16 protein-coding genes are annotated in these 21,072 nt (G+C 73.4%); 7 read left to right on the forward strand and 9 right to left on the reverse strand.

Annotated elements, in window-relative coordinates; genetic code table 11:
- Window positions 1-217 precede the first annotated feature (217 nt).
- Entirely contained in the window at window positions 218-2,566 is a 2,349-nt protein-coding gene (locus tag ABT026_RS29430; RefSeq protein WP_351118230.1) for a Tex family protein, read from the forward strand.
- A 124-nt stretch (window positions 2,567-2,690) separates the two neighbouring features.
- On the opposite strand, the gene ABT026_RS29435 is transcribed toward ABT026_RS29430, so the two are convergent.
- Window positions 2,691-3,728, reverse strand: a complete 1,038-nt coding sequence (locus ABT026_RS29435; RefSeq protein WP_351118231.1) for an oxidoreductase — start codon at window positions 3,726-3,728, stop codon at window positions 2,691-2,693.
- A 66-nt stretch (window positions 3,729-3,794) separates the two neighbouring features.
- On the opposite strand from ABT026_RS29435, the gene ABT026_RS29440 reads away from it, so the two are divergent.
- Complete coding sequence (locus ABT026_RS29440) at window positions 3,795-4,748, forward strand: FAD-dependent oxidoreductase (protein WP_351118232.1); 954 nt, start codon at window positions 3,795-3,797, stop codon at window positions 4,746-4,748.
- Window positions 4,749-4,914: 166 nt separating this feature from the next.
- Here the strand turns inward: ABT026_RS29440 and ABT026_RS29445 are convergent, their stop codons facing one another.
- Window positions 4,915-5,931 (reverse strand): ArsR/SmtB family transcription factor, encoded by a 1,017-nt coding sequence (locus ABT026_RS29445; protein ID WP_351118233.1) that lies wholly within the window; start codon window positions 5,929-5,931, stop codon window positions 4,915-4,917.
- A 189-nt stretch (window positions 5,932-6,120) separates the two neighbouring features.
- Here ABT026_RS29445 and ABT026_RS29450 point away from each other — a divergent pair, with 189 nt between their 5' ends.
- Entirely contained in the window at window positions 6,121-7,083 is a 963-nt protein-coding gene (locus ABT026_RS29450) for an SMP-30/gluconolactonase/LRE family protein (protein ID WP_351118234.1), read from the forward strand.
- A 73-nt stretch (window positions 7,084-7,156) separates the two neighbouring features.
- Here the strand turns inward: ABT026_RS29450 and ABT026_RS29455 are convergent, their stop codons facing one another.
- Window positions 7,157-8,893 carry a BCCT family transporter gene (locus ABT026_RS29455; protein WP_351118235.1) on the reverse strand — a complete coding sequence of 579 codons (1,737 nt, stop codon included), beginning with the start codon at window positions 8,891-8,893 and terminating at the stop codon, window positions 7,157-7,159.
- A gap of 139 nt (window positions 8,894-9,032) precedes the next feature.
- Window positions 9,033-10,520, reverse strand: a complete 1,488-nt coding sequence (locus ABT026_RS29460) for an amino acid permease (RefSeq protein WP_351118236.1) — start codon at window positions 10,518-10,520, stop codon at window positions 9,033-9,035.
- 192 nt (window positions 10,521-10,712) lie between these two features.
- Between ABT026_RS29460 and ABT026_RS29465 the strand changes: the two genes are divergently transcribed.
- Window positions 10,713-11,414, forward strand: a complete 702-nt coding sequence (locus ABT026_RS29465; RefSeq protein WP_351118237.1) for a MerR family transcriptional regulator — start codon at window positions 10,713-10,715, stop codon at window positions 11,412-11,414.
- 27 nt (window positions 11,415-11,441) lie between these two features.
- Here the strand turns inward: ABT026_RS29465 and ABT026_RS29470 are convergent, their stop codons facing one another.
- The 5 genes from ABT026_RS29470 to ABT026_RS29490 form a co-directional block, all read right to left on the reverse strand.
- Window positions 11,442-13,616, reverse strand: a complete 2,175-nt coding sequence (locus ABT026_RS29470; protein WP_351118238.1) for a 3-hydroxyacyl-CoA dehydrogenase NAD-binding domain-containing protein — start codon at window positions 13,614-13,616, stop codon at window positions 11,442-11,444.
- A 53-nt stretch (window positions 13,617-13,669) separates the two neighbouring features.
- On the reverse strand, window positions 13,670-14,884 hold the full coding sequence (locus ABT026_RS29475; protein WP_351118239.1) for an acetyl-CoA C-acetyltransferase: 1,215 nt from the start codon (window positions 14,882-14,884) through the stop codon (window positions 13,670-13,672).
- The gene (locus tag ABT026_RS29480) at window positions 14,881-16,215 is read right to left on the reverse strand and encodes a CaiB/BaiF CoA transferase family protein (protein WP_351118240.1); all 1,335 of its coding nucleotides are present in this window, start codon (window positions 16,213-16,215) and stop codon (window positions 14,881-14,883) included. The genes ABT026_RS29475 and ABT026_RS29480 overlap by 4 nt, the downstream gene beginning before the upstream one ends.
- Window positions 16,216-16,379: 164 nt before the next feature.
- Window positions 16,380-17,099 carry an endonuclease V gene (locus ABT026_RS29485; protein WP_351118241.1) on the reverse strand — a complete coding sequence of 240 codons (720 nt, stop codon included), beginning with the start codon at window positions 17,097-17,099 and terminating at the stop codon, window positions 16,380-16,382.
- Between the two features lie 28 nt (window positions 17,100-17,127).
- Window positions 17,128-17,451, reverse strand: coding sequence for a plasmid stabilization protein (locus tag ABT026_RS29490; protein WP_351118242.1), 324 nt, complete (start codon window positions 17,449-17,451; stop codon window positions 17,128-17,130).
- A gap of 310 nt (window positions 17,452-17,761) precedes the next feature.
- On the opposite strand from ABT026_RS29490, the gene ssgD reads away from it, so the two are divergent.
- From ssgD to ABT026_RS29505, 3 genes are all read left to right on the forward strand, one after another.
- Complete coding sequence (gene ssgD, locus ABT026_RS29495) at window positions 17,762-18,178, forward strand: spore wall synthesis regulator SsgD (protein ID WP_351118243.1); 417 nt, start codon at window positions 17,762-17,764, stop codon at window positions 18,176-18,178.
- Between the two features lie 269 nt (window positions 18,179-18,447).
- Window positions 18,448-20,088, forward strand: a complete 1,641-nt coding sequence (locus tag ABT026_RS29500; protein ID WP_351118244.1) for an ABC-F family ATP-binding cassette domain-containing protein — start codon at window positions 18,448-18,450, stop codon at window positions 20,086-20,088.
- 91 nt (window positions 20,089-20,179) lie between these two features.
- Window positions 20,180-20,959 (forward strand): VOC family protein, encoded by a 780-nt coding sequence (locus ABT026_RS29505; protein ID WP_351118245.1) that lies wholly within the window; start codon window positions 20,180-20,182, stop codon window positions 20,957-20,959.
- Window positions 20,960-21,072: the final 113 nt, after the last annotated feature.

The following is a 21,072-nucleotide window of genomic DNA, read 5'->3' on the forward strand; positions in this document are numbered from 1 at the left end:
GCGCCTGAGCGCGCGTCCCGTCGTGAGCGTGCCATGAGCGCTCCTGTGCGTGCGTCGTGAGCGCGAGAAACGCGCGAAGGCCCGGCCCCCGCGGCCGGGCCTTCGCGCGTCCGCGTACGCCCTGACCTCCGTCGCCCGCATGCCCTGACCGCCGTCGTCCGCGCGACCTGCCAGAATTGCCGCGCAACCTCGAGGCTTCAGAAGGCGGTACGGGATCGTGACGACACCCCTGGCAGCGTCCATCGAAGGCAGGATCGCCGAGGAACTCGGCGTACGGGAGCGGCAGGTCCAGGCCGCGGTGGATCTCCTGGACGGCGGGTCGACGGTGCCGTTCGTCGCCCGTTACCGCAAGGAGGCGACCGACGGGCTGGACGACGCCCAGCTGCGCACCCTGGAGGAGCGGCTGCGGTACCTGCGGGAGCTGGAGGAGCGCCGCACCGCCGTGCTTGAGTCGGTGCGCGAGCAGGGCAAGCTCACCGAGGAGCTGGAGGCCCGCATCCGGGAGGCCGAGACCAAGGCCCGCCTGGAGGACATCTACCTGCCGTTCAAGCCGAAGCGGCGGACCAAGGCGCAGATCGCCCGCGAGGCCGGGCTGGAGCCGCTGGCCGAGGGACTGCTCACCGACCCGTCGGTGGAGCCGCTCGCCGCCGCGGCCGCGTTCGTCGACGCGGACAAGGGCGTCGCCGATCCGCAGGCCGCGCTGGACGGCGCCCGGGCGATCCTCACCGAGCGGTTCTCCGAGGACGCCGACCTGATCGGCGAGCTGCGCGAGCGGATGTGGACGCGGGGCCGGCTGGTCTCGAAGGTGCGGGACGGCAAGGAGGAGGCCGGCGCGAAGTTCTCCGACTACTTCGACTTCGCCGAGCCGTTCGCCGAGCTGCCCTCGCACCGGGTGCTGGCGCTGCTGCGCGGCGAGAAGGAGGAGGTCCTCGACCTCGTCCTGGAGCCCGAGGAGCCGGTGGAGGGCCCTTCGTCCTTCGAGGGGATCGTCGCCCACCGCTTCGGCGTCGCCGACCGCGGCCGTCCGGGCGACAAGTGGCTGAAGGACACCGTGCGCTGGGCCTGGCGGACCCGGATCCTGGTGCACCTGGGCATCGACCTGCGGCTGCGGCTGCGCACCGGCGCCGAGGACGAGGCGGTGCGGGTGTTCGCCGCCAACCTGCGCGACCTGCTGCTGGCCGCGCCGGCCGGCACCCGCGCCACGCTCGGCCTGGACCCGGGGTTCCGCACCGGCGTCAAGGTGGCGGTGGTGGACTCCACGGGCAAGGTCGTCGCGACCGACGTGGTCCACCCGCACGTGCCCGCCAACCGGTGGGACGAGGCGATCGCCAAGCTGGCCCGGCTGGCGAAGCAGCACGCCGTCGAGCTGATCGCCATCGGCAACGGCACGGCGTCCCGGGAGACCGACAAGCTCGCCGGCGACCTGATCGCCCGGCACCCGGAGCTGAACCTGACCAAGGTGATGGTCTCGGAGGCGGGCGCCTCGGTGTACTCGGCCTCCGCCTTCGCCTCGCAGGAGCTGCCCGAGATGGACGTGTCGCTGCGCGGCGCGGTCTCCATCGCGCGGCGGCTGCAGGACCCGCTGGCCGAGCTGGTGAAGATCGACCCCCGGTCGATCGGCGTCGGCCAGTACCAGCACGACCTGTCCGAGGTGAAGCTGTCCCGTTCGCTGGACGCGGTGGTCGAGGACTGCGTGAACGGCGTCGGTGTGGACGTCAACACGGCTTCCACCCCGCTGCTCGCCCGGGTCTCGGGCATCTCCTCCTCGCTCGCGGACAACATCGTCCGCCACCGTGACGAGAACGGTCCGTTCCGTTCGCGCGCGGAGCTGAAGAAGGTGGCGCGGCTCGGGCCCAAGGCGTACGAGCAGTGCGCGGGCTTCCTGCGGATCCGCGGCGACGACCCGCTGGACGCCTCCAGCGTCCACCCGGAGGCGTACCCGGTGGTGCGCCGGATGGTGAAGGCGACGGGGCAGGAGGTGGCCTCGCTGGTCGGCAACACCTCGGTGCTGCGCTCGCTGCGCCCCGAGCAGTTCGTGGACGACACCTTCGGTCTGCCGACGGTGACCGACATCCTGAAGGAGCTGGAGAAGCCCGGTCGCGACCCGCGGCCCGCCTTCCGCACCGCCAGCTTCAAGGACGGCGTCGAGAAGATCTCCGACCTGGAGCCGGGGATGATCCTGGAGGGCGTGGTCACCAACGTGGCCGCCTTCGGCGCCTTCGTCGACGTCGGCGTGCACCAGGACGGCCTGGTGCACGTCTCGGCGATGTCGCGCACCTTCGTCAAGGACCCGAGGGACGTGGTGAAGCCGGGTGACATCGTCCGGGTGAAGGTGCTGGACGTCGACATCCCGCGCAAGCGGATCTCGCTGACGCTGCGTTTGGAGGACGAGAAGACCGCGGAGCATCCGGCCCGCGGCGAGCGGCAGCAGCAGCGCGGCGGGCAGCGTCCGCCGCAGCAGCGCCGGCCGATGGAGGGCCGGGGCGGCGGCGGGGACGGCCGCCGCGCCCAGCCGCCCGCCGACAGCGCGATGGCGGACGCCCTGCGCCGGGCCGGCCTGCTCTGACCCCACCGCCGGGTGACCCCCACCGCGCCCTCCAACGCCGCCGGGTGCGAGCGACGAGGCGGGGCGGCCCCGGCCGGGTGAGGCCGAGGGGCCGGGGCTGCGCTGTTTCCGCCCCGGCCCGGTGTCAGTGCGGGACGGCCGCGACGCGGACCTCGCCCGAGGTGCGGGCGACCAGGAAGGCGTCGCCCCGGACCACGCCGGGGTCCAGCGGGAGCCGGTGGCTGCCACGGGACAGCACGTCGTCGAAGGCGATGTGTTCGTGGGTGCGGCGGAGCCGGTCCATGCGGTAGACGGTGAGGCCCACACGGCAGTCGGAGCTGACCTCGACCACCGCCTCGCGCTCGGTCGCCCGCAGCGCGGCCAGCCGGCGCCGGTCCTCCGGGCGCCGGTCCAGGGCCTCCTCGGTCTGCGCCACCAGCAGCGGGATCACCGGGGCGAGGCCGTCGACGTACGCCACCTCGGCCCCCGCCCGCCGGAACGCGGCACGCACCTCGTGCCGCCGCTCCTCCCCCACCGCGCGTCCGAACGCCACCACCCCGTAGGCACGCAGTTCCTCCGGCGGCACCTCGGCCGGGTCGTCGCCGATGTCGGCCCCTATACCGATGGACCGCAGGGCGGCGGCGAGCTTGTTGAGCACGGCGGCCCGCGCGCCGATCAGCAGCACCCGGCGGCCCCGCGCCCCGGTGCCGCGGGCGGACTCCAGGAGGCCGGTGAGGGCCTCGCAGTACTCGGCCCCGCGGAAACGGAAGGGGCCGAGACCGTGGTAGCCGTTGAGCCGCAGGTCGGGGTGGTCGTCGCTCTGCCAGGCGAAGTCGCGCCACACGTAGTCCTCGCCGTCCCGCTCGATGACCGCGGTGACCGCCCCGCAGGCGAGGTCGGCGCACTCGGGGCAGCCGTAGACGAGGTACCGCCCGCCCGGCAGCGGGGCCGGCGCCTCCAGCAGCAGCGCGCGCACCTGCTCGGCGAAGATGACCGGCGGCACGTCGGCGGCGAGCGGGGAGACCGCGTCCAGGTCCGCGAGGCGGAAGAGCAGCGGACGCCCGTCGACGACGAAGTCGGTGAAGTCCCGGTGGGTGACGTGCGCCCCGCCGGCGAGGACCGCGCCCGCGCGGGTCGCGGGGGCGAGGGCGAAGGACGCGTGCGTCGCGTGCTCGGCAGCCATGGTCCGAGTATTCCCACAGTGCGGGCGCCCTGTTCCCGGTCCCTGGCATTCCGTTACGGTCCGCGGATGGAACGGGATCGACACGGTGAAGTGATCGTCGTCGGCGGCGGCGTCATCGGCCTGACCACGGCCGTGGTGCTGGCGGAGAGCGGCCGTCGGGTGAGGCTGTGGGACCGGGGCTCCGCGCTGCCGGCCGCCTCGGAGGTGGCGGGCGGCCTGTGGTGGCCGTACCGGATCGAGCCCGAGGAGCGGGTCGGCGACTGGTCGCTGGTCTCCTACGAGGTGTACGCCGCGCTGGCCGCCCGGCCGGAGGAGACCGGGGTGCGCATGGTGGCGGGCGTCCACGGCGGCGCCTTCCTCGGCGAGCTCGGCCCCTGGGCCGCGCGGGTTCCCGGGCTGCGGGAGGCGACGCCCGGGGAATGTCCCGGTGGCGGGCTGTGGGCGCGGGTGCCGCTGATCGACATGCGGGTCCATCTGCCCTGGCTGCGGGAACGTTTCCGCACAGCGGGCGGGGTGCTGGAGCGGCGCGAGGCGCGCTCACTGGACGAGCCGGCCGCCGAGGCGCCGGTGGTGGTGAACGCGACCGGGCTCGGGGCGCGGGAGCTGGTGCCGGACGGCTCGGTCCATCCCGTCCGGGGGCAGCTGGTCGTCGTGGAGAACCCGGGGGTGGACACCTGGCTGACCTCGGTCGCCGACGACCGGAAGGGCTCCACGTACTTCCTGCCGCAGCCCGGGCGGCTGCTGCTCGGGGGCACGGCGGAGGTGGGCGACTGGTCCACCGAGCCGGATCCGGCGACCGCCGAGGCGATCGTGGCGAGGTGCGCGGCGGTGCGGCCGGAGATAGCGGGGGCGCGGGTGCTGGAGCACCGGGTCGGGCTGCGGCCCGCGCGGCCATCGGTGCGCCTGGAGCGGGAGACCCGCGCCGGGGGGCGTGTGCTGGTGCACAACTACGGACACGGCGGCGCCGGTGTCACCGTCGCCTGGGGCTGCGCCCACGAGGCGGCGGCCCTGGCGGGGTGACGTGGCGTGGCGGGGGCCGGGACGGCCACCGCTCGCGGACCTCACGACTCCCCGGCGCCGGTTCCGGCGCCGGGGAGTCGTCCTCGGTGGCGGCGTGGGTCGTCCTCGGTGGCGGCGTGGTCGGGCAGGCGGGCGGCGGGCGGCGGGCGGCGGGCGGCGGGCGGGGTCAGCCTTCCAGCAGGGAGTGTCCGAGGGGCGTGAGGCTGTGCAGGACCGCCGTCCCGGTGCGGACGGTGTCGACCAGCCCCGCCGCCCGCAGGACCGCCGCGTGCCCACTGGCCGCCGCGAGCGAGACGCAGGCGCGCTCGGCGAGCGCCGTCGTGGTGGCCGGGGACCGCAGCAGCCCGAGCACGTGGGCCCGGGTGCGGCCGAGCAGCGCCGCGAGCGCCTCCGGCCGGCCGTCGTCGTCGGCGGCGATGCCGTCGGCCCCGTCGTGCAGGGGATAGACCAGGACGGTCGGCGCCTCGGGGCGGTACATCACCATCGGCCCGGTCGTGAACCACGACGGCAGGAGCAGCAGCCCTCGCCCGCAGAGGGGAACGTCGTACGTCGACGGCGAGGGCAGGTGCAGCGTCGGCGGCTGCCACCGCCAGGTCGTGCCCAGCGTCGTCAGCAGGGCGTCGACACCGCCGCGGAGCAGCATCTCCGACCGCAGCGCGCGGTCGGCGAGGGTGTCGCGACGGATCCGGGGCCAGAGCGGCTCGACGTGCGTCTCGAAGTAGCGGCGGGTGTCCTCGCGCAGGGCGCGGGTCGCCGCCGACGGGCCCTGCGCGAGCCGGCGCGCCCAGCGGCCGGGCCGGTCCGGACCGCTGTGCCGGCCGGAGGGGTCCGGGACACCGAGGTCGAGCGCCAGCCGCTCCGGGGGCGTCGACGCGGCCGCGTCCAGGCCCTCCGCGAAGTCGTGCGCCGCGGGCTGGAGCAGGAAGTCGGGTAGGAACCCGTCCTCGGCGACCAGTTCCGCGAGCACACCGGCCCGGGCGGCGGCGCCCGGACGCAGGGACCGGTGCCACTCCCGGGCGGCGGACCGCGGACGGTGCGCGGGCACGGGCCCTCGTCCCACGCCTCCCCGGGCCCCGAGGCGCAGGCTGAGCCGCACGCTCAGGGCGGTTTCGGACAGGGCGTTGGCGGCCGGGGCCAGCGTGATCCGGCGCAGGTCGTCGGCGGTGAAGTGAAGACGGATCATGCCGGCCGATTATCCGCCCGGCGGAGCCTTTCACCCAGGGGTGAAAGGCCGTGCGTTCCGCGCGCGAACCCCGCACGCTCCTCCCGTCCGGCTCCTTTCCCGCCGCCGGACCTGGTTCCGCTGCTCGCCCGCCACCGCGCGCCGAGCCGATGTCCCGTTCCCACCGCCACATCCCCGGAGGTCACGCCGATGCGCCGCGTCCCCGCCCGAACAGCCTGCCTCGCAGCCGCGCTCCTGATCGCGACCCTCGCCGGCGCGCCCGCCCCGGCCGTCGCACGGGACCTGCCGGACACCTACGTCGTCTCCCGGGAGGACGGCGTCCTGCCCGAGGGGATCACCGTCACCCCGAACGGCACGATGCTCGTCTCGTCCGACGGCCTGGGCACCCTGTACCGGGGCCGCGTCGGCGACCCGGACCTGAAGCCGTTCCCGGCGCGCGGACTGGAGGGACGCTCCAGCACCCTGGGCGTCCACACCGACCGGCGCGGCCGTGTCCTGTCCGTCGGGGGCGCGACCTTGACGGTCCACGACCGTCACGGACGGCTCCTCGCCAGCCGTACCGCACAGGCGGGACCGCTCGGCGCCCCCCGCCTCAACGACCTGGCCGTGACGAAGGACGCGGTGTACGTGACCGACTGGGACAACCCCGTCATCCACCGTGCGGAGATCCGGGGCTCCACGCTGGGCCCCCTCGAACCCTGGCTGGACATCCGCTCCGCGTTCCCGCAGTTCCCGGCCCGCTACTGGCTCCTGAACGGCATCGTGGCCGACGGGTCCGGCTCCACGCTCCTCGTGGCCTCGAACGGCACCGAGGCCGTGTGGCGGGTCGACACCGACGACAAGGAGGTCGCCCCGCTCGACCTCGGGGACCAGTCCTTCGGCGCCGACGGCATGGTGCTGCGCGGCCGGACGCTCTACGCCGTACTCAACTACGGCGCCCCGCACGGCGTCTACATCGCCCGCCTCGACGCCGAGCTGCGGACGGGCACGGTGACCCACCGCCTCACCGACGGGGCGCTCGACCTGCCCACCACACTCGCGGTGCACGGCTGCCGTCTCTACGTGGTGAACAGCCAGAACGACGAGCCGCCGGGCCACCCCCCGTACACCGTGACGGCCCTCGCCGACCCCACCTGCGGCGTGACCCCCTGACCCTGGGTCCTCGGTGACGGCCGGACGCCCGGGCCCCGCGCATCGCCGCGGGGCCCGGGCCGTGCGAGCGGTGTCAGATCGGGGAGTCGTCGGCCATCGTGGAGCCCGAGGCGGGGCCGTTGCCCTGGGCGGGTCGCACCTGCAGCTCGAAGTCGCCGTCGAACTTCCGGTAGCCGGTGACCACCGCGTCCTCGAGCGCCTCGCTGGCCGCCTCCTCCCGCAGCATCAGCGGGTCGCGCCGAAGGTCCCGCATCAGCGCCCAGCAGATCCCGATCATCACCAGCACGAAGGGGGCCGCGGCGAGGATGGTCAGGTTCTGCAGCCCTGTGAGCGCGTCCCCCTTGCCGCTGCCGACGAGCAGCATGATCGCGGCCACCGCGCCGGTGACCACGCCCCAGAAGACCACCAGCGGCTTCTGCGGCTCCAGCGCGCCGCGCTGCGACAACGTGCCCATCACGATCGAGGCGGCGTCCGCGCCGGAGACGAAGAAGATCGCGACCAGGATCATCACCAGCAGCGAGGTGGCCGTGGCGATCGGGTACTCCCGCAGCACCGCGAAGAGCCGCCCCTCGACCGTGGACGCGTCGCCGAGCATGTCACGGGACTGGAGCTGCATGGCGGAGCCGCCGAAGATGGCGAACCAGATCAGGCTGACCGTGCTGGGGACCAGGATGACGCCGCCGATGAACTGACGGATGGTGCGGCCGCGGCTGATGCGGGCGATGAACATGCCGACGAAGGGCGTCCAGGAGATCCACCACGCCCAGTAGAAGACCGTCCAGCTGGACAGCCACTCGTCGACGGTCGCTCCCCCGCTGATCTCGGTGCGCCCGGCCAGCTCCGGCAGGTCGCCCAGGTAGGCGAAGAGCGAGGTGGGCACCAGGTCGAGGATCACGATGGTGGGGCCGGCCACGAAGACGAAGACGGCGAGCACCAGCGCCAGCACCATGTTGGTGTTGGAGAGCCACTGGATGCCCCGTTCGACGCCGGAGACGGCGGACAGGACGAAGGCCAGGGTCAGCACGGCGATGATGGAGACGAGCAGCCCGGTGCCGGCCTTCTCCAGCCAGCCGACCTCCTGCATGCCGGAGCCGATCTGCAGGGTGCCGAGGCCGAGCGAGGCGGCGGAGCCGAACACCGTGGCGACGATGGCCAGGATGTCGATGACCCGGCCGACGGCCCCCTCGGCGTGCCGGCGTCCGATGAGCGGGGTGAAGACCGAGCTGATGGTCTGCCGGCGCTTCTTGCGGAAGGTGCTGTAGGCGATGCCGAGGCCCACCACCGCGTAGATGGCCCACGGGTGCAGGGTCCAGTGGAAGAGGGTGGTCGCCATGGCGGTCGACATGCGCTCGCCGACGCTGCCGGGCCGGGTGCCGGGCGGGGCGTCGACGAAGTGGGCCAGCGGTTCGCTGACGCCCCAGAACATCAGGCCGATGCCCATGCCGGCGCTGAACATCATGGCGATCCAGGAGACCGTGCGGAACTCCGGCTTCTCGTGCTCCGAGCCCAGGTGGATGCGCCCGTAGCGGCTGATCGCCAGCCAGAGGGCGAAGATCACGAAGCAGGAGGCGGCCAGCACGAAGGCCCAGCCGCAGTTGTGGATCAGCTCGCCGAGGAGCGTCCCGGAGACGTCCTCCAGGGAGTCCGTGCCGAACGCGCCCCACAGGACGAAGGAGAGGGTCAGCGCCGCGGTCACCCCGAAGACCACCCAGTCGGTGCCCTGGTGCTGAGGACCGGGCAGGCCGGCCTCGGTGCCGGGCAGGGAGCCCTTGTGGTGGTGTTGCGAGGGGTCGGGAACGTCTTGCGACACTGCGGCACCTTTCGCCGAGCGGATCTTGGTCTGGTTCCGCTACGCAGCTACCACGTATCCCGCGTTTCTCACCCGCGTAATCCTGGTGTCGCTCCCCGTGTGCGGCCGGGCGGGGCGTCCCGGCCGCACGCGGCGCGGGTCAGCCCCGCTTCGGGGCCGGCGCCCCGGCGTCCTCCGGACGGGTGACGCGGCGGCGGACGGCGAACCAGCCGGCCACCAGCGCGGCGGCGATGGCCGGGATCAGCAGCAGCGTCCTGCGCCCGACCTCGGGATCGCCCCACATCAGGGCGAGCACGGCGAGCAGGAAGGCGATGGTGACGATCTCCGTCACCGGGCTGCCCCACAGCCGGAAGGCGGGCCGGGTCAGCAGTCCGGCCCTGGCCCGGCGGACGAACACCAGGTGGCAGACCATGATGATCACCCAGGTGCTGATGATGCCCAGCGAGGCCACGTTGAGCACGATCTCGAAGGCCTGCCCCGGCATCAGGAAGTTGAGGCCCACGCCCAGCACGCAGACCGCACCGGTGAGCAGGATGCCGCCGTAGGGCACCTGGTTGCGGTTCATCACGCCGGTGAACCGCGGCGCGGAGCCGGCCGCCGCCATGGAGCGCAGGATGCGGCCGGTGGAGTACAGGCCCGAGTTCAGCGAGGACATCGCGGCGGTCAGCACCACCAGGTTCATCACGTCGCCGGCCGCGGGCACGCCGATGCGGGAGAGCACGGTGACGAACGGGCTCTCGTCGCCGGAGTAGGCCGAGCCGGGCAGCAGCAGCGCGAGCAGCACCACGGAGCCGACGTAGAAGAGGCCGACCCGCCACATGATCGAGTTCACCGCGCGCGGGACGACCTTGCGGGGCTCCGCCGTCTCGCCGGCGGCCGTCCCGACCAGTTCCAGGGAGGCGTAGGCGAAGACCACGCCCTGCATCACCAGGACGACGGGCAGGACGCCGTGCGGGAGTAGTCCGCCGTTGTCGGTGATCACCGAGAGGCCGGGGGTGGTACCGCCGACGTCGTGCCCGGCGACCAGCAGGAAGATGCCGACCAGCATGAACACGACCAGGGTCGCGACCTTGACGATGGCGAACCAGAACTCCATCTCGCCGAAGTACTTCACCGAGATCAGGTTCGCGGTGAGCACCACCGCGAGCGCGGCCAGGGCCAGCACCCACTGCGGGATGTCGGAGAACAGGCTCCAGTAGTGCGTGTAGAGCGCCACCGCGGTGATGTCGGCGATACCGGTCGTGGACCAGTTGACGAAGTACATCCAGCCGGCGACGTAGGCGCCCTTCTCGCCGAGGAACTCCCGCGCGTAGGAGACGAAGGAGCCCGAGGAGGGGCGGTAGACGACGAGTTCGCCGAGCGCCCGCACCACGAAGAAGGCGAAGACGCCGCAGACCAGGTAGGCCAGGGCGAGGGCGGGGCCGGCGCTCTCCAGGCGGCCGCCGGCGCCGAGGAAGAGACCGGTGCCGATCGCCCCGCCGATGGCGATCATGTTGATGTGCCGGGCCTTGAGGTCCTTGCTGTAACCGGCGTCCCCGGCGTCCGCGGGGGGTTCGGCGCCCGGGCCGGTGGCCGCCGGGCCGTCGAGGGGCTTCGTGACCGTGGCGGTCGCGACGTCCTTGCTCACGCGTGTTCCACTCTGTTGCTCCCCGGTGCGCTGGTGGCGCGGGGGTCGGACGGTACACGGCCCGCCACCGGCGCTTTTGGCGTCCTACGGGTGCGGGCCGGGAGTGAATCTCTCATTCCGCATGACGATGCGCAGTGGCGGAGTTCACATCGCGTCTTTCGCAGTGGTGGTGAGACAGCAATACTGTTGCGCATGAGGACCGACACCCAGGGGCCCACGCTCACGGTCGACGAGCTGGCCGCGCGCGCCGGCGTGACGGTCCGGACCGTGCGCTTCTACAGCACGCGCGGGCTGCTGCCGCCGCCCGAGATCGGCCCCCGGCGGGTCGGCCGGTACGGACCGGAGCATCTGGCGCGCCTGGCGCTGATCGAGGAGCTGCAGCGGCAGGGCATGACGCTGGCCGGCATCGAACGTCACCTGCGCGGGCTCCCGGACGACGTGACCGCCCACGACCTGGCCCTGGAGCGGGCCGTGGTGGCCTCCTGGGCCCCGGAGAACGCCGAGACACTGGACCGCGCGGGCCTGGAGCGCCTGGCCGGGCGCCCGCTGGACGACCAGGACCTCGAGCGGCTGGCCCAGCTGGACGTGGTGGACCGCCAGGGCGAGGACGCCTTCCGGGTGGACACCGGTCTGCTGCGCCTGTGCGTGGAGGTGCTGGACATGCCGTTCGCCCAGGAGACGCTGCTGGAGGCGCGCGCGGTGCTCACCGAGCACTCCCGGTCCGCCGCCCAGGCGCTGTCCGGGCTGCTGCGCGAGGCGTCGGCCGAGCAGGACGCCGAGTCGGTGCGGTCGCTGTCGGCGCACATGCAGCCGCTGGTGGTGCAGGCGCTGCTGACCGCCTTCCAGCGGTCGCTGCGCCAGGAACTGCTGAGCTGGCTCGGCGGCCGGCCCTGAGGGCGGGGCCGGCCGCCGGCACGGGGGTCAGCGGGCGTCGGTGAAGACCTCGCCCTTCTCCGCCTTCTCGACCAGCAGCGCGGGCGGCTGGAACCGGTCGCCGTACTTCTCCGCCAGCTCGCGGGCCCGGGCCACGAAGCCCGGCAGGCCGCCCGGGTAGCCGTTGACGTACTGGAGCACGCCGCCGGTCCAGGCCGGGAAGCCGATGCCCATGATGGAGCCGATGTTGGCGTCGGCCACCGAGGTGAGGACGCCCTCCTCGATCAGCTTCACGGTGTCCAGGGCCTCGGAGAACAGCATCCGCTCCTGCATGTCCTCGAACGGGATGCGGTGGCCCGGCTCGGTGAAGTGCTCGCGCAGGCCCGGCCACAGGCCGGCCCGCTTGCCGTCCACGTAGTCGTAGAAGCCGGCGCCGCCGCTGCGGCCGGTGCGGCCGAACTCGTCGACCATCCGGTCCACCACGGCCTCGGCCGGGTGGGAGACCCAGGTGCCGCCTGCCGCCTCGACCGCCTCCCTGGTCTCCTTGCGGATCTTGCGCGGCAGGGTGAGGGTCAGCTCGTCCATCAGGTTGAGCACCTTGGCGGGGTAGCCGGCCTGGGCGGCCGCCTGCTCCACGGAGGCGGGCTCGATGCCCTCGCCGACCATGGCGACGCCCTCGTTGATGAAGTGGCCGATGACGCGGGAGGTGAAGAAGCCGCGGGAGTCGTTGACCACGATCGGCGTCTTGCGGATCTGGCGGACCAGGTCGAAGGCCCGGGCGAGCGCCTCGTCGCCGGTGCGGGCGCCCTTGATGATCTCCACCAGCGGCATCTTGTCGACCGGGGAGAAGAAGTGCAGGCCGATGAAGTCGGTCTGGCGCTCGACGCCCTCGGCGAGCTCGGTGATGGGGAGGGTGGAGGTGTTGGAGCACAGCAGCGCGTCGGGGGCGACGACGTCCTGGATCTCCTGGAACACCTTGTGCTTGAGGCCGGTGTCCTCGAAGACCGCCTCGATCACCGCGTCGCAGCCGGCCAGGTCCTGGACGTCGGCGGTCGGGGTGATGCGGGCCAGCAGGGCGTCGGCCTTCTCCTGGGTGGTGCGGCCGCGGGAGACGGCCTTGGCGCACAGCGTCTCGGAGTAGGCCTTGCCCTTGGCGGCGGCCTCGGCGGAGACGTCCTTGAGGACGACCTCGATGCCGGCCATGGCACAGGAGTAGGCGATGCCGGCGCCCATCATGCCCGCGCCGAGCACGGCGACCTTGGTGACCTTGCGCGGCTCGATCCCCTGGGGGCGGTTGGCGCCGGAGTTGACGGCCTGAAGGTCGAAGAAGAACGCCTGCGTCATGTTCTTGGCGGTCTGTCCCGCGGCGAGCTCCGCGAAGTAGCGGGACTCGATCACCTGGGCGGTCTCGAAGTCGACCTGGGAGCCCTCGATCGCGGCGGCCAGGATGGCGCGCGGGGCCGGGTAGGGGGCGCCGTTGGTCTGCTTGCGCAGGTTGGCCGCGAAGGCCGGCAGGTTGGCGGCGAACTTCGGGTTCGACGGGGAACCGCCGGGGATGCGGTAGCCCGGCAGGTCCCAGGGCTGGGCGGACTCGGCGTGGGCGTCGATGAAGGCGCGGGCCCGGGCGGTCATCTCCTCCGGGGTGTCCACCACCTCGTCGACCAGGCCGTTGTCCAGGGCGCGGCGCGGGCTGTACTGGGTGCCCTGGAGCAGCACCTTGAGCAGGGCGTCGGTGATGCCGAGCTTGCGGACGGTGCGCACGACGCCGCCGCCGCCCGGCAGCAGGCCCAGGGTCACCTCGGGCAGGCCGATCTTGGAGCCGGGGGCGTCGAGGGCGACCCGGTGGTGGCAGGTGAGGGCGATCTCGTAGCCGCCGCCGAGGGCGGCGCCGTTGATCGCGGCGACGACCGGCTTGCCGAGGGTCTCGATGCGGCGCAGGTCGCGCTTCATCTCCAGGCCGCCCTCGAAGAGGTCGTGGGCGGTCTCCGGGGTGACCTTGATGAGCTCGCGCAGGTCGCCGCCGGCGAAGAAGGTCTTCTTGGCGGAGGTGACGACGACGCCGCGGATCGAGTCCTTCTCGGCCTCAAGGCGGTCGGCGACGGCGTGCAGCGCCTCGCGGAACGCCTGGTTCATGGTGTTGGCGGACTGGCCGGGGGTGTCCAGGACGAGCGTGACGACGCCGGTCTCGTCCTTCTCCCAGCGGATGGCGGTGCTGTCGGTCATGACGGGGGTCTCTCCGTTGGATTCGTGAGGTCTCGTGGTTCCGCCGGGCTGTGTCAGAGGCGTTCGACGACGGTGGCGATGCCCATGCCGCCGCCGACGCAGAGGGTGGCCAGGCCGTAGCGCTTGTCCTGCCGCTCCAGTTCGTCGATCAGGGTGCCGAGGATCATCGCGCCGGTCGCGCCGAGCGGGTGGCCGAGTGCGATGGCGCCGCCGTTGACGTTGACCTTGTCCAGGGAGAGCCCCATGTCCTTGACGTAGCGCAGGACGACGGCGGCGAAGGCCTCGTTGATCTCGACCAGGTCGATGTCGTCGATGGTCAGGCCGGCCTTGGCGAGCGCCTTGCGGGAGGCGGGGGCGGGGCCGGTGAGCATGATGGTGGGCTCGGAACCGGAGACGGCGACCGAGACGATGCGGGCACGCGGGGTGAGGCCGTAGCGCTCGCCGGTCTCCTTGTTGCCGACGGCGACCAGGGCGGCGCCGTCGACGATGCCGGAGGAGTTGCCCGCGTGGTGGACGTGGTCGATGGCCTCGACCCAGTGGTACTTCTGCAGGGCGACGGCGTCGAAGCCGCCCATGTCGCCGATCGCGGCGAAGGAGGGCTTCAGCTTCGCGAGGGAGTCGGCGGTGGTGCCGGGGCGCATGAACTCGTCGTGGTCCAGCACGGTGAAGCCGTTGCGGTCCTTGACCGGGACGACGGACCGCTTGAAGCGGCCCTCCTTCCAGGCGGTGGCGGCCCGCTCCTGGGAGAGCGCCGCGTACTCGTCGCACTCGCGGCGGGAGAAGCCCTCCAGGGTGGCGATCAGGTCGGCGCTGATGCCCTGGGGGACGAAGTCGGTCTCCAGGCTGGTCATCGGGTCCATCGCCCAGGCGCCGCCGTCCGAGCCCAGCGGGACGCGGGACATGGACTCCACGCCGCCCGCCAGGACCAGGTCCTCCCAGCCGGAGCGGACCTTCATGGCCGCCATGTTGACGGCCTCGAGACCGGAGGCGCAGAAGCGGTTCTCCTGCACGCCGGCGACGGTGTCGGGCAGGCCCGCGGCGATGGCGGCGGTGCGGGCGATGTCGGAGCCCTGGTCGCCGATGGGGCTGACCACGCCGAGCACGATGTCGTCGACGGCGGCCGGGTCGAGGTCGGGGAAACGGGCGCGGATCTCGTGAATCAGTCCGACCACGAGATCGATCGGCTTGGTGCCGTGCAGGGCCCCGTTGGCCTTGCCGCGCCCGCGGGGGGTGCGGATCGCGTCGTAGACGTACGCTTCGGTGCTCACTGGTCAGCCTTTCGCAGGGGTGCGGAGTGGTCGTCGTCGGGTGCGGCGGGGCGGTCGTGGTCGGGGGCGCGGCGGTCGTCGGCGCGGTCGCCCGCGGCGCGGTCCTCGGCGGCACCGGCGTCGGCGGCGCGGTCCTCGTCAGCGCCGGCGTCGGCGTGGTCGTCGCGGGAGCCGGCCAGAAGGGCGGGCAGGTCCCAGTCGCGGGCCACCTCCTCGGCGCCGGATCCGGCGCGCACTGGGCCTGTCCGCACGCTCCCCGGGGTGAGGGAGAAGCGCGGGGCGGGCGCCGGCTGGACGATGCCGGAGTGCTCGACGAAGGTCGACCGGGCGGCGAGGTGCGGGTGGTGCGGGGCCTCGCGCAGCGAGAGGACCGGGGCCACGCAGGCGTCGGACCCCTCGAAGACGGCCGCCCACTCGTCGCGGTCGCGGGTCGCGAAGCGCGCGGCGACGGCCTCCCGCAGGGCGGGCCAGCGGGACAGGTCGACGTGCGCGTCCCGGAACTCCGGCAGGCCCAGCAGGTCGAGGAACCGGGCGTAGAACTGCGGTTCCAGGGCGCCGACCGCGATGTGCCCCCCGTCCGCGCAGGCGTACACGCCGTAGTAGGGGCAGCCGCCGTCGAGCAGGTTGGCGCCGCGCCGGTCCTGCCACTGCCCGCCGGCGAGCATGCCGTGGATCAGCGCCGACAGGTGGGCCGCGCCGTCGACGATGGCGGCGTCGACCACCTGTCCGGCTCCGGTGGCGCGGGCGTGGTGCAGGGCCGCGAGCACGCCGGTGACCAGGTAGAGGGAGCCGCCGGCGAAGTCCCCGAGCAGGTTCACCGGGACGACCGGGGGCCGGCCGGCCTCGCCGATCATGCCGAGGACGCCGGTGGGGGCGAGGTAGGAGATGTCGTGGCCGGCCCGGTCGGCGAGCGGGCCGTCCTGCCCCCAGCCGGTCATCCGTCCGTACACCAGGCGCGGATTGCGGGCGTGGCACGCCTCGGGGCCCACTCCGAGGCGTTCGGCGACCCCGGGGCGGTAGCCCTCGATCAGGATGTCGGCGCGTTCGGCCAGATCGAGGACGCGCTCGGCGCCGTCGGGCGACTTGAGGTCGAGCACCACCGACCGCTTGTTGCGGTTCGTGACGTCGTACCGGGGGTCGGGGGCGACGGCGATGCCACCGGGCCGGTCGACCCGGACCACGTCGGCGCCGAGGTCGCCCAGCAACATGGCGGCGAACGGGCCGGGGCCGATGCCCGCCAGTTCCAGCACGCGCACACCGTCCAGCGGTCCTCGCGGACCGCCCGCCCCGGGGCCGTCTCCCGGGCTTCGTGGCGTGTTCGCCACCGTCATCGGAGCCCCCACTGTTCGCGGCGCGCGGTCCCGGTGCGACCCCGGCCTGCATGTGACACAACTGATGTAACACCGGTGATGCTACGAAGGTGGGGAGCACCGCACAAGAGCCTGGAAAGCAAGCGCTCAGTCGGATGCCGGTCGGCAGTGGTTCCTGGAGGCGGTCACGGCCGCGCCAGGGCCTCCTTGAGCGCCTCGCGGCACAGGGCGTCGGCGTGCCGGGTGGTCTCGGGCAGGCGGTAGCGGGGGGTCAGCGCCAGGGTGTGGGCGCAGGCGTTGTCCAGGGAGATCCGGTGGCCGGCCGAGACGAAGACCGGCTTCACGCCCGCGCGGGTGCGCAGCGCCCGGCCGACCTCCTCCCCGTCCTGGAGCAGCGGGGTGTGGTCGCCGCGGCCCGGGCCGGGCGGGTCTGCGGTGAGGACGAAGGGGTTCTTGGCGACGCCGACGGCGGGCAGTCCGGTGAGCACCCCCACGTGACAGGCGAGGCCGAAGCGCCGGGGGTGGGCGAGGCCGTAGCCGTCGCAGACCACCAGGCCGGGCGGGCCGGGGAGGGCTTCCAGGGCGGCCAGCACGGCGGGCACCTCGCGGAAGGCGAGCAGCCCGGGGACGTAGGGGAAGGCGACCGGCCCGACGGCGACGGCGCGGCCGGTCACCTCGAGGGTGGCCGCGTCCAGGGTGACCGCGGCGGCCGCGACCACCCCGCGCCCGTCGTCGTAGGCCACGTCGACGCCGGTGACGGGGCCGGTTCCCGGGGGTGGGCCCTCCTCGCCGAGGAGGAGCCGCGCGCGCAGCTCCTCCTGGACCGCCAGGGCGGCCTCCTCGGTGGTGGGCCAGCCCTCGGGAACTCGTGCGGTGGCCGCGGTGACGGCCTGGGTGTCGGTCACGGCCGAAGAGACTACGGCCCCTCGGCGGTCACTTGCCCAGGGCCTTGCGGAGCTGCTCCTTGTTCATGTCGGAGCGGCCCTGGACGTTCTTCTTCCGCGCCTCCTGGTAGAGCTGGTCGTACGTCGGGCCCTGCGAGCCGCTGCCGGAGCGCTGTCCGCCCCGTTTGCCGGACGACATGTCCTCGGTGGAGGTGCGGCTCGCGGTCCTCGACTCGCCGGAGCGGGCGCGTTCCTTGTTGACCGTGCGTGCGGCGATCTCCTCGGCGCGGTCGGTGGAGGCGCCGCGGGACTTCTCGCTCTCCTTGATGTGCTCGTACTGCCTCTCCCGCTTGGGGCTGGAACCACGGGGCATGGTCGCGCACTCCTTCATGTCGGCATGTCGGGAATCTTCGGAGACAGGTCGGATACCCATGTTCCGTACGGTCATGGAGGGGCGCCATGCGGCGGCGACCGGACGGCGCGACGGCGCAGGGCGCATGGGAACGCCGATGCGGGGGACGAGTCCTGGAGATGCCGTGGGGGAATGGTGGCGGGGGGAATGGCCTCGGTGACGCAGGTCACGTGGCGGGGGTGTACGGATTTCCGCCGTCCGGCCTCTGTTCCATTGCGCGGGTCCGACCAGCCCGGCGTCCGGTCAGTCGACTTCCAGGGGAGCAGCCGTCTTGTCCACCGTCATCGAGCACCCGGTACAGGCCCGTCTCGTCGCCGCGGTTCCGCGGATGACGGTGATCCCGTCGACGCTGCACTACGACACCGACGATCCGTTCGCGGTGCGGATGACCTTCCCCGGCCCGGCCACCCTGGAGGGCGTGGAGGTGTGCTGGACGTTCGCCCGGGAGCTGCTGACCGAGGGGCTGCGTGACGCGCACGGCCTGGGGGACGTGCGGGTGCTGCCCTACGCGGAGGGGCGTACGGCGCTGGAGTTCCACTCCCCCGAGGGCGCCGCGGTGGTGCACGTGGCGACCGACGAGCTGCGCCAGTTCCTCGCCGTCTCCGCCGCGGTGGTGCCGTTCGGCTGCGAGCACCTGCACCTGGACCTCGACGAGGACCTGGCCGAGCTGATGCGCGACGTGCTCTGAGGGGCCCGGCGGAAAACGACTCGCCCCGCGTCGGGCGGTGTGGTTACCCTGGTGGTGCTTCTGCTGCCGTCGATCGGAGAAGGACGTTGCTCGTCTGAGGTCTTGAGACACCGCGCCGCACCCCCGCGTACCCCGGGGCTGGTCGCGTCGCGTGTGCGACCTCGGACGTCATGAGCCGTCCTCCGCCTGCAGGGCCTTTTTCTTTCCCGGCCTCGGCACGGTGTCTCGATACGCGATCACCCGACCGCATCACACCACCGCGAGGCCACGTGTCGACCACCTCCGCACCTTCCGTCACCGCCGCGTCCCTGTCCTTCGCCTGGCCGGACGGCACCCCGGTCCTGGAGGAGCTGGACGTCTCCTTCACCGCCGGCCGCACAGGACTGGTCGGCGTCAACGGCGCCGGGAAGTCCACCCTGCTCAAGCTGATCGCCGGGGAACTCACCCCGACCGACGGGTTCCTCCGGGTGACCGGCGAGCTCGGCTACCTCCCGCAGAACGTCACGCTCGACACCTCGCTCCGCGTCGACCAGGCGCTGGGCATCGAGGCCAAGCGGGCCGCGCTGCACGCCATCGAGTCCGGCGACGTCTCCGAGGAGCACTTCGAGACCGTCGGCGACGACTGGGACGTCGAGGAGCGCGCCCTGGCCACCCTGGGCGAACTCGGCCTGGGTCACCTGGGCCTGGACCGTGCCGTCGGCGAGCTGTCCGGCGGCGAGTCGGTGCTGCTGCGGCTCACCGCGCTGCTGCTGCGCCGCCCCGACGTGCTGCTGCTGGACGAGCCCACCAACAACCTGGACGTCTTCGCGCGCCGCCGGCTCTACGACACCGTGGCGGGCTGGGGCGGCAGTTCCCGCGTCGTGGTCATGGTCAGTCACGACCGCGAACTGCTGGAGCTGGCCGACCGGATCGCCGATCTGCGCGCGGGCGAGGTCACCTGGTACGGCGGCAATCTCACCGACTACGAGGAGGCGCTGGCCGCCGAGCAGGAGGCCGCCCAGCGCACGGTGCGCGCCGCCGAGGCGGACGTGCGCCGCCAGAAGCGTGAACTGGTCGAGGCGCAGACCAAGTTGGCCAAGCGCAAGAAGTACGGCCAGAAGATGAACGAGCAGAAGCGCGAGCCCAAGATCGTGATGGGGCTGCGCAAGAACGCGGCCGAGCAGTCGGCCGGCAAGCACCGGGCGATGCACCAGGAACGCCTCGCCGGGGCCCGGGAGCGGCTGGACGAGGCGGAGCTCGCCCTGCGCGAGGACGACGAGATCCGCGTCGACCTTCCCGCCACGGCCGTCCCGCCGGGCCGGACCGTGTTCACCCTGGAGGACCTGCGGGTGGTCCACGGGGCGTCGCTGGACGGCGTGTTCGAGGTGCGGGGGCCCGAGCGCGTCGCCCTGGTCGGCCGCAACGGTTCCGGCAAGACCACGCTGTTGCGGACCCTGGCGGGCGAGCTGGCGCCGGTGGAGGGGGCGGCGGTCACGCACGTGCCGGCCCGCTTCCTGCCGCAGCGGCTCGACATCCTCGACGAGGAGCTGTCGGTCGCGGGCAACGTGGCGCGGTTCGCGCCCGGCGCCACCGTCAACGAGGTGCGGGCGCGGCTCGCCCGGTTCCTGTTCCGCGGGGCGCGGGCGGAGCAGCCGGCCGGGTCGCTGTCCGGCGGCGAGCGCTTCCGGGCGGCGCTGGCCGCGCTGATGCTGGCGGAGCCGGCGCCGCAGCTGCTGATGCTCGACGAGCCCACCAACAACCTGGACATGGCGAGCGTGCGGCAGCTGACCCGGGCGCTGGAGGGGTACCGGGGGGCGCTGCTGGTGGCCAGTCACGACCTGCCGTTCCTCGACTCGATCGGCGTCACCCGGTGGCTGATGGCCGACGGCGAGCTGACCGAGGTCACCCGGGAGGACCTGGAGCGGCCGTGACTCCACGGTCGGCGGGGGTGCGCGGTGCACACTCGGCGGTACCCGCGGCGCGCGCCGCGCGCCGCGCACCCCCGACGATCGTGAGGCAACGATGCTGACCACCGCCTTCGTCCCCGGCTCCCCCAACTGGGTCGATCTGGGGACGCCCGACATCAACGTGGCGATGACCTTCTACGGTGGCCTCTTCGGCTGGCAGTTCGGCTCGGCCGGCCCGGACGCCGGGGGCTACGGGTTCTTCACCTCGGGCGGCCGGACGGTGGCGGGCGGCATGGAGACCCGTGACGCCTCCGGCGCGTGGACGGTCTACTTCGGCTCCGACGACGTGGACGCCACCGCGCGGGCGGTCCGCGGGGCCAAGGGGTCCGTGCTGATGGAGCCGGACGACGTCATGGACAAGGGCCGGATGGCGATCTTCGCCGACCCGATGGGTGCGTCCTTCGGCGTGTGGCGCCCGGGGACGCTGACCGGGCTCGAGGTCACCGGCGAGGCCGGGGCCCTGTGCTGGGTGGAGCTGCACACAACGGACGTGGCGGGGGCCGCGGGCTTCTACCACTCGACGCTCGGCTGGGAGACCTCCTCCGTCTCCTTCCCGGGCGGCGTCTACACCGCGGTCAACCCGGCGGGCGCCGAGGAGGACGCGGCGTTCGGCGGCGTGGTCGGCTCGGCGGACGACCCGGCGGAGGGCGGCACGCACTGGCTGCCGTACTTCGCGGTGACGGACGTCGACGGGGTGACCGGCCGCGCCCGTGAACGGGGCGGCTCGGTGCACCTGGGCCCCGTCGACGTCGAGGGCGTCGGGCGGATGGCCCGCCTCGCCGACCCGCACGGCGCCCGCTTCGCGGTCCTGCGCCCGGAGCCGCCGCGGGGGTGAGCGGGGGCGCCTCGGCTCCGGCGCCGTCCGCCGACGACGCCTCGGCCGGGCGGCTGCCGCGCCTGCCATGCCTGCCGCGCCTGCGGGCGGCTGGGCCGCCAGGGGGCGGCACG

The sequence above is a fragment of the Streptomyces sp. NPDC002734 genome (assembly GCF_040295685.1).
GTDB lineage: Bacteria > Actinomycetota > Actinomycetes > Streptomycetales > Streptomycetaceae > Streptomyces.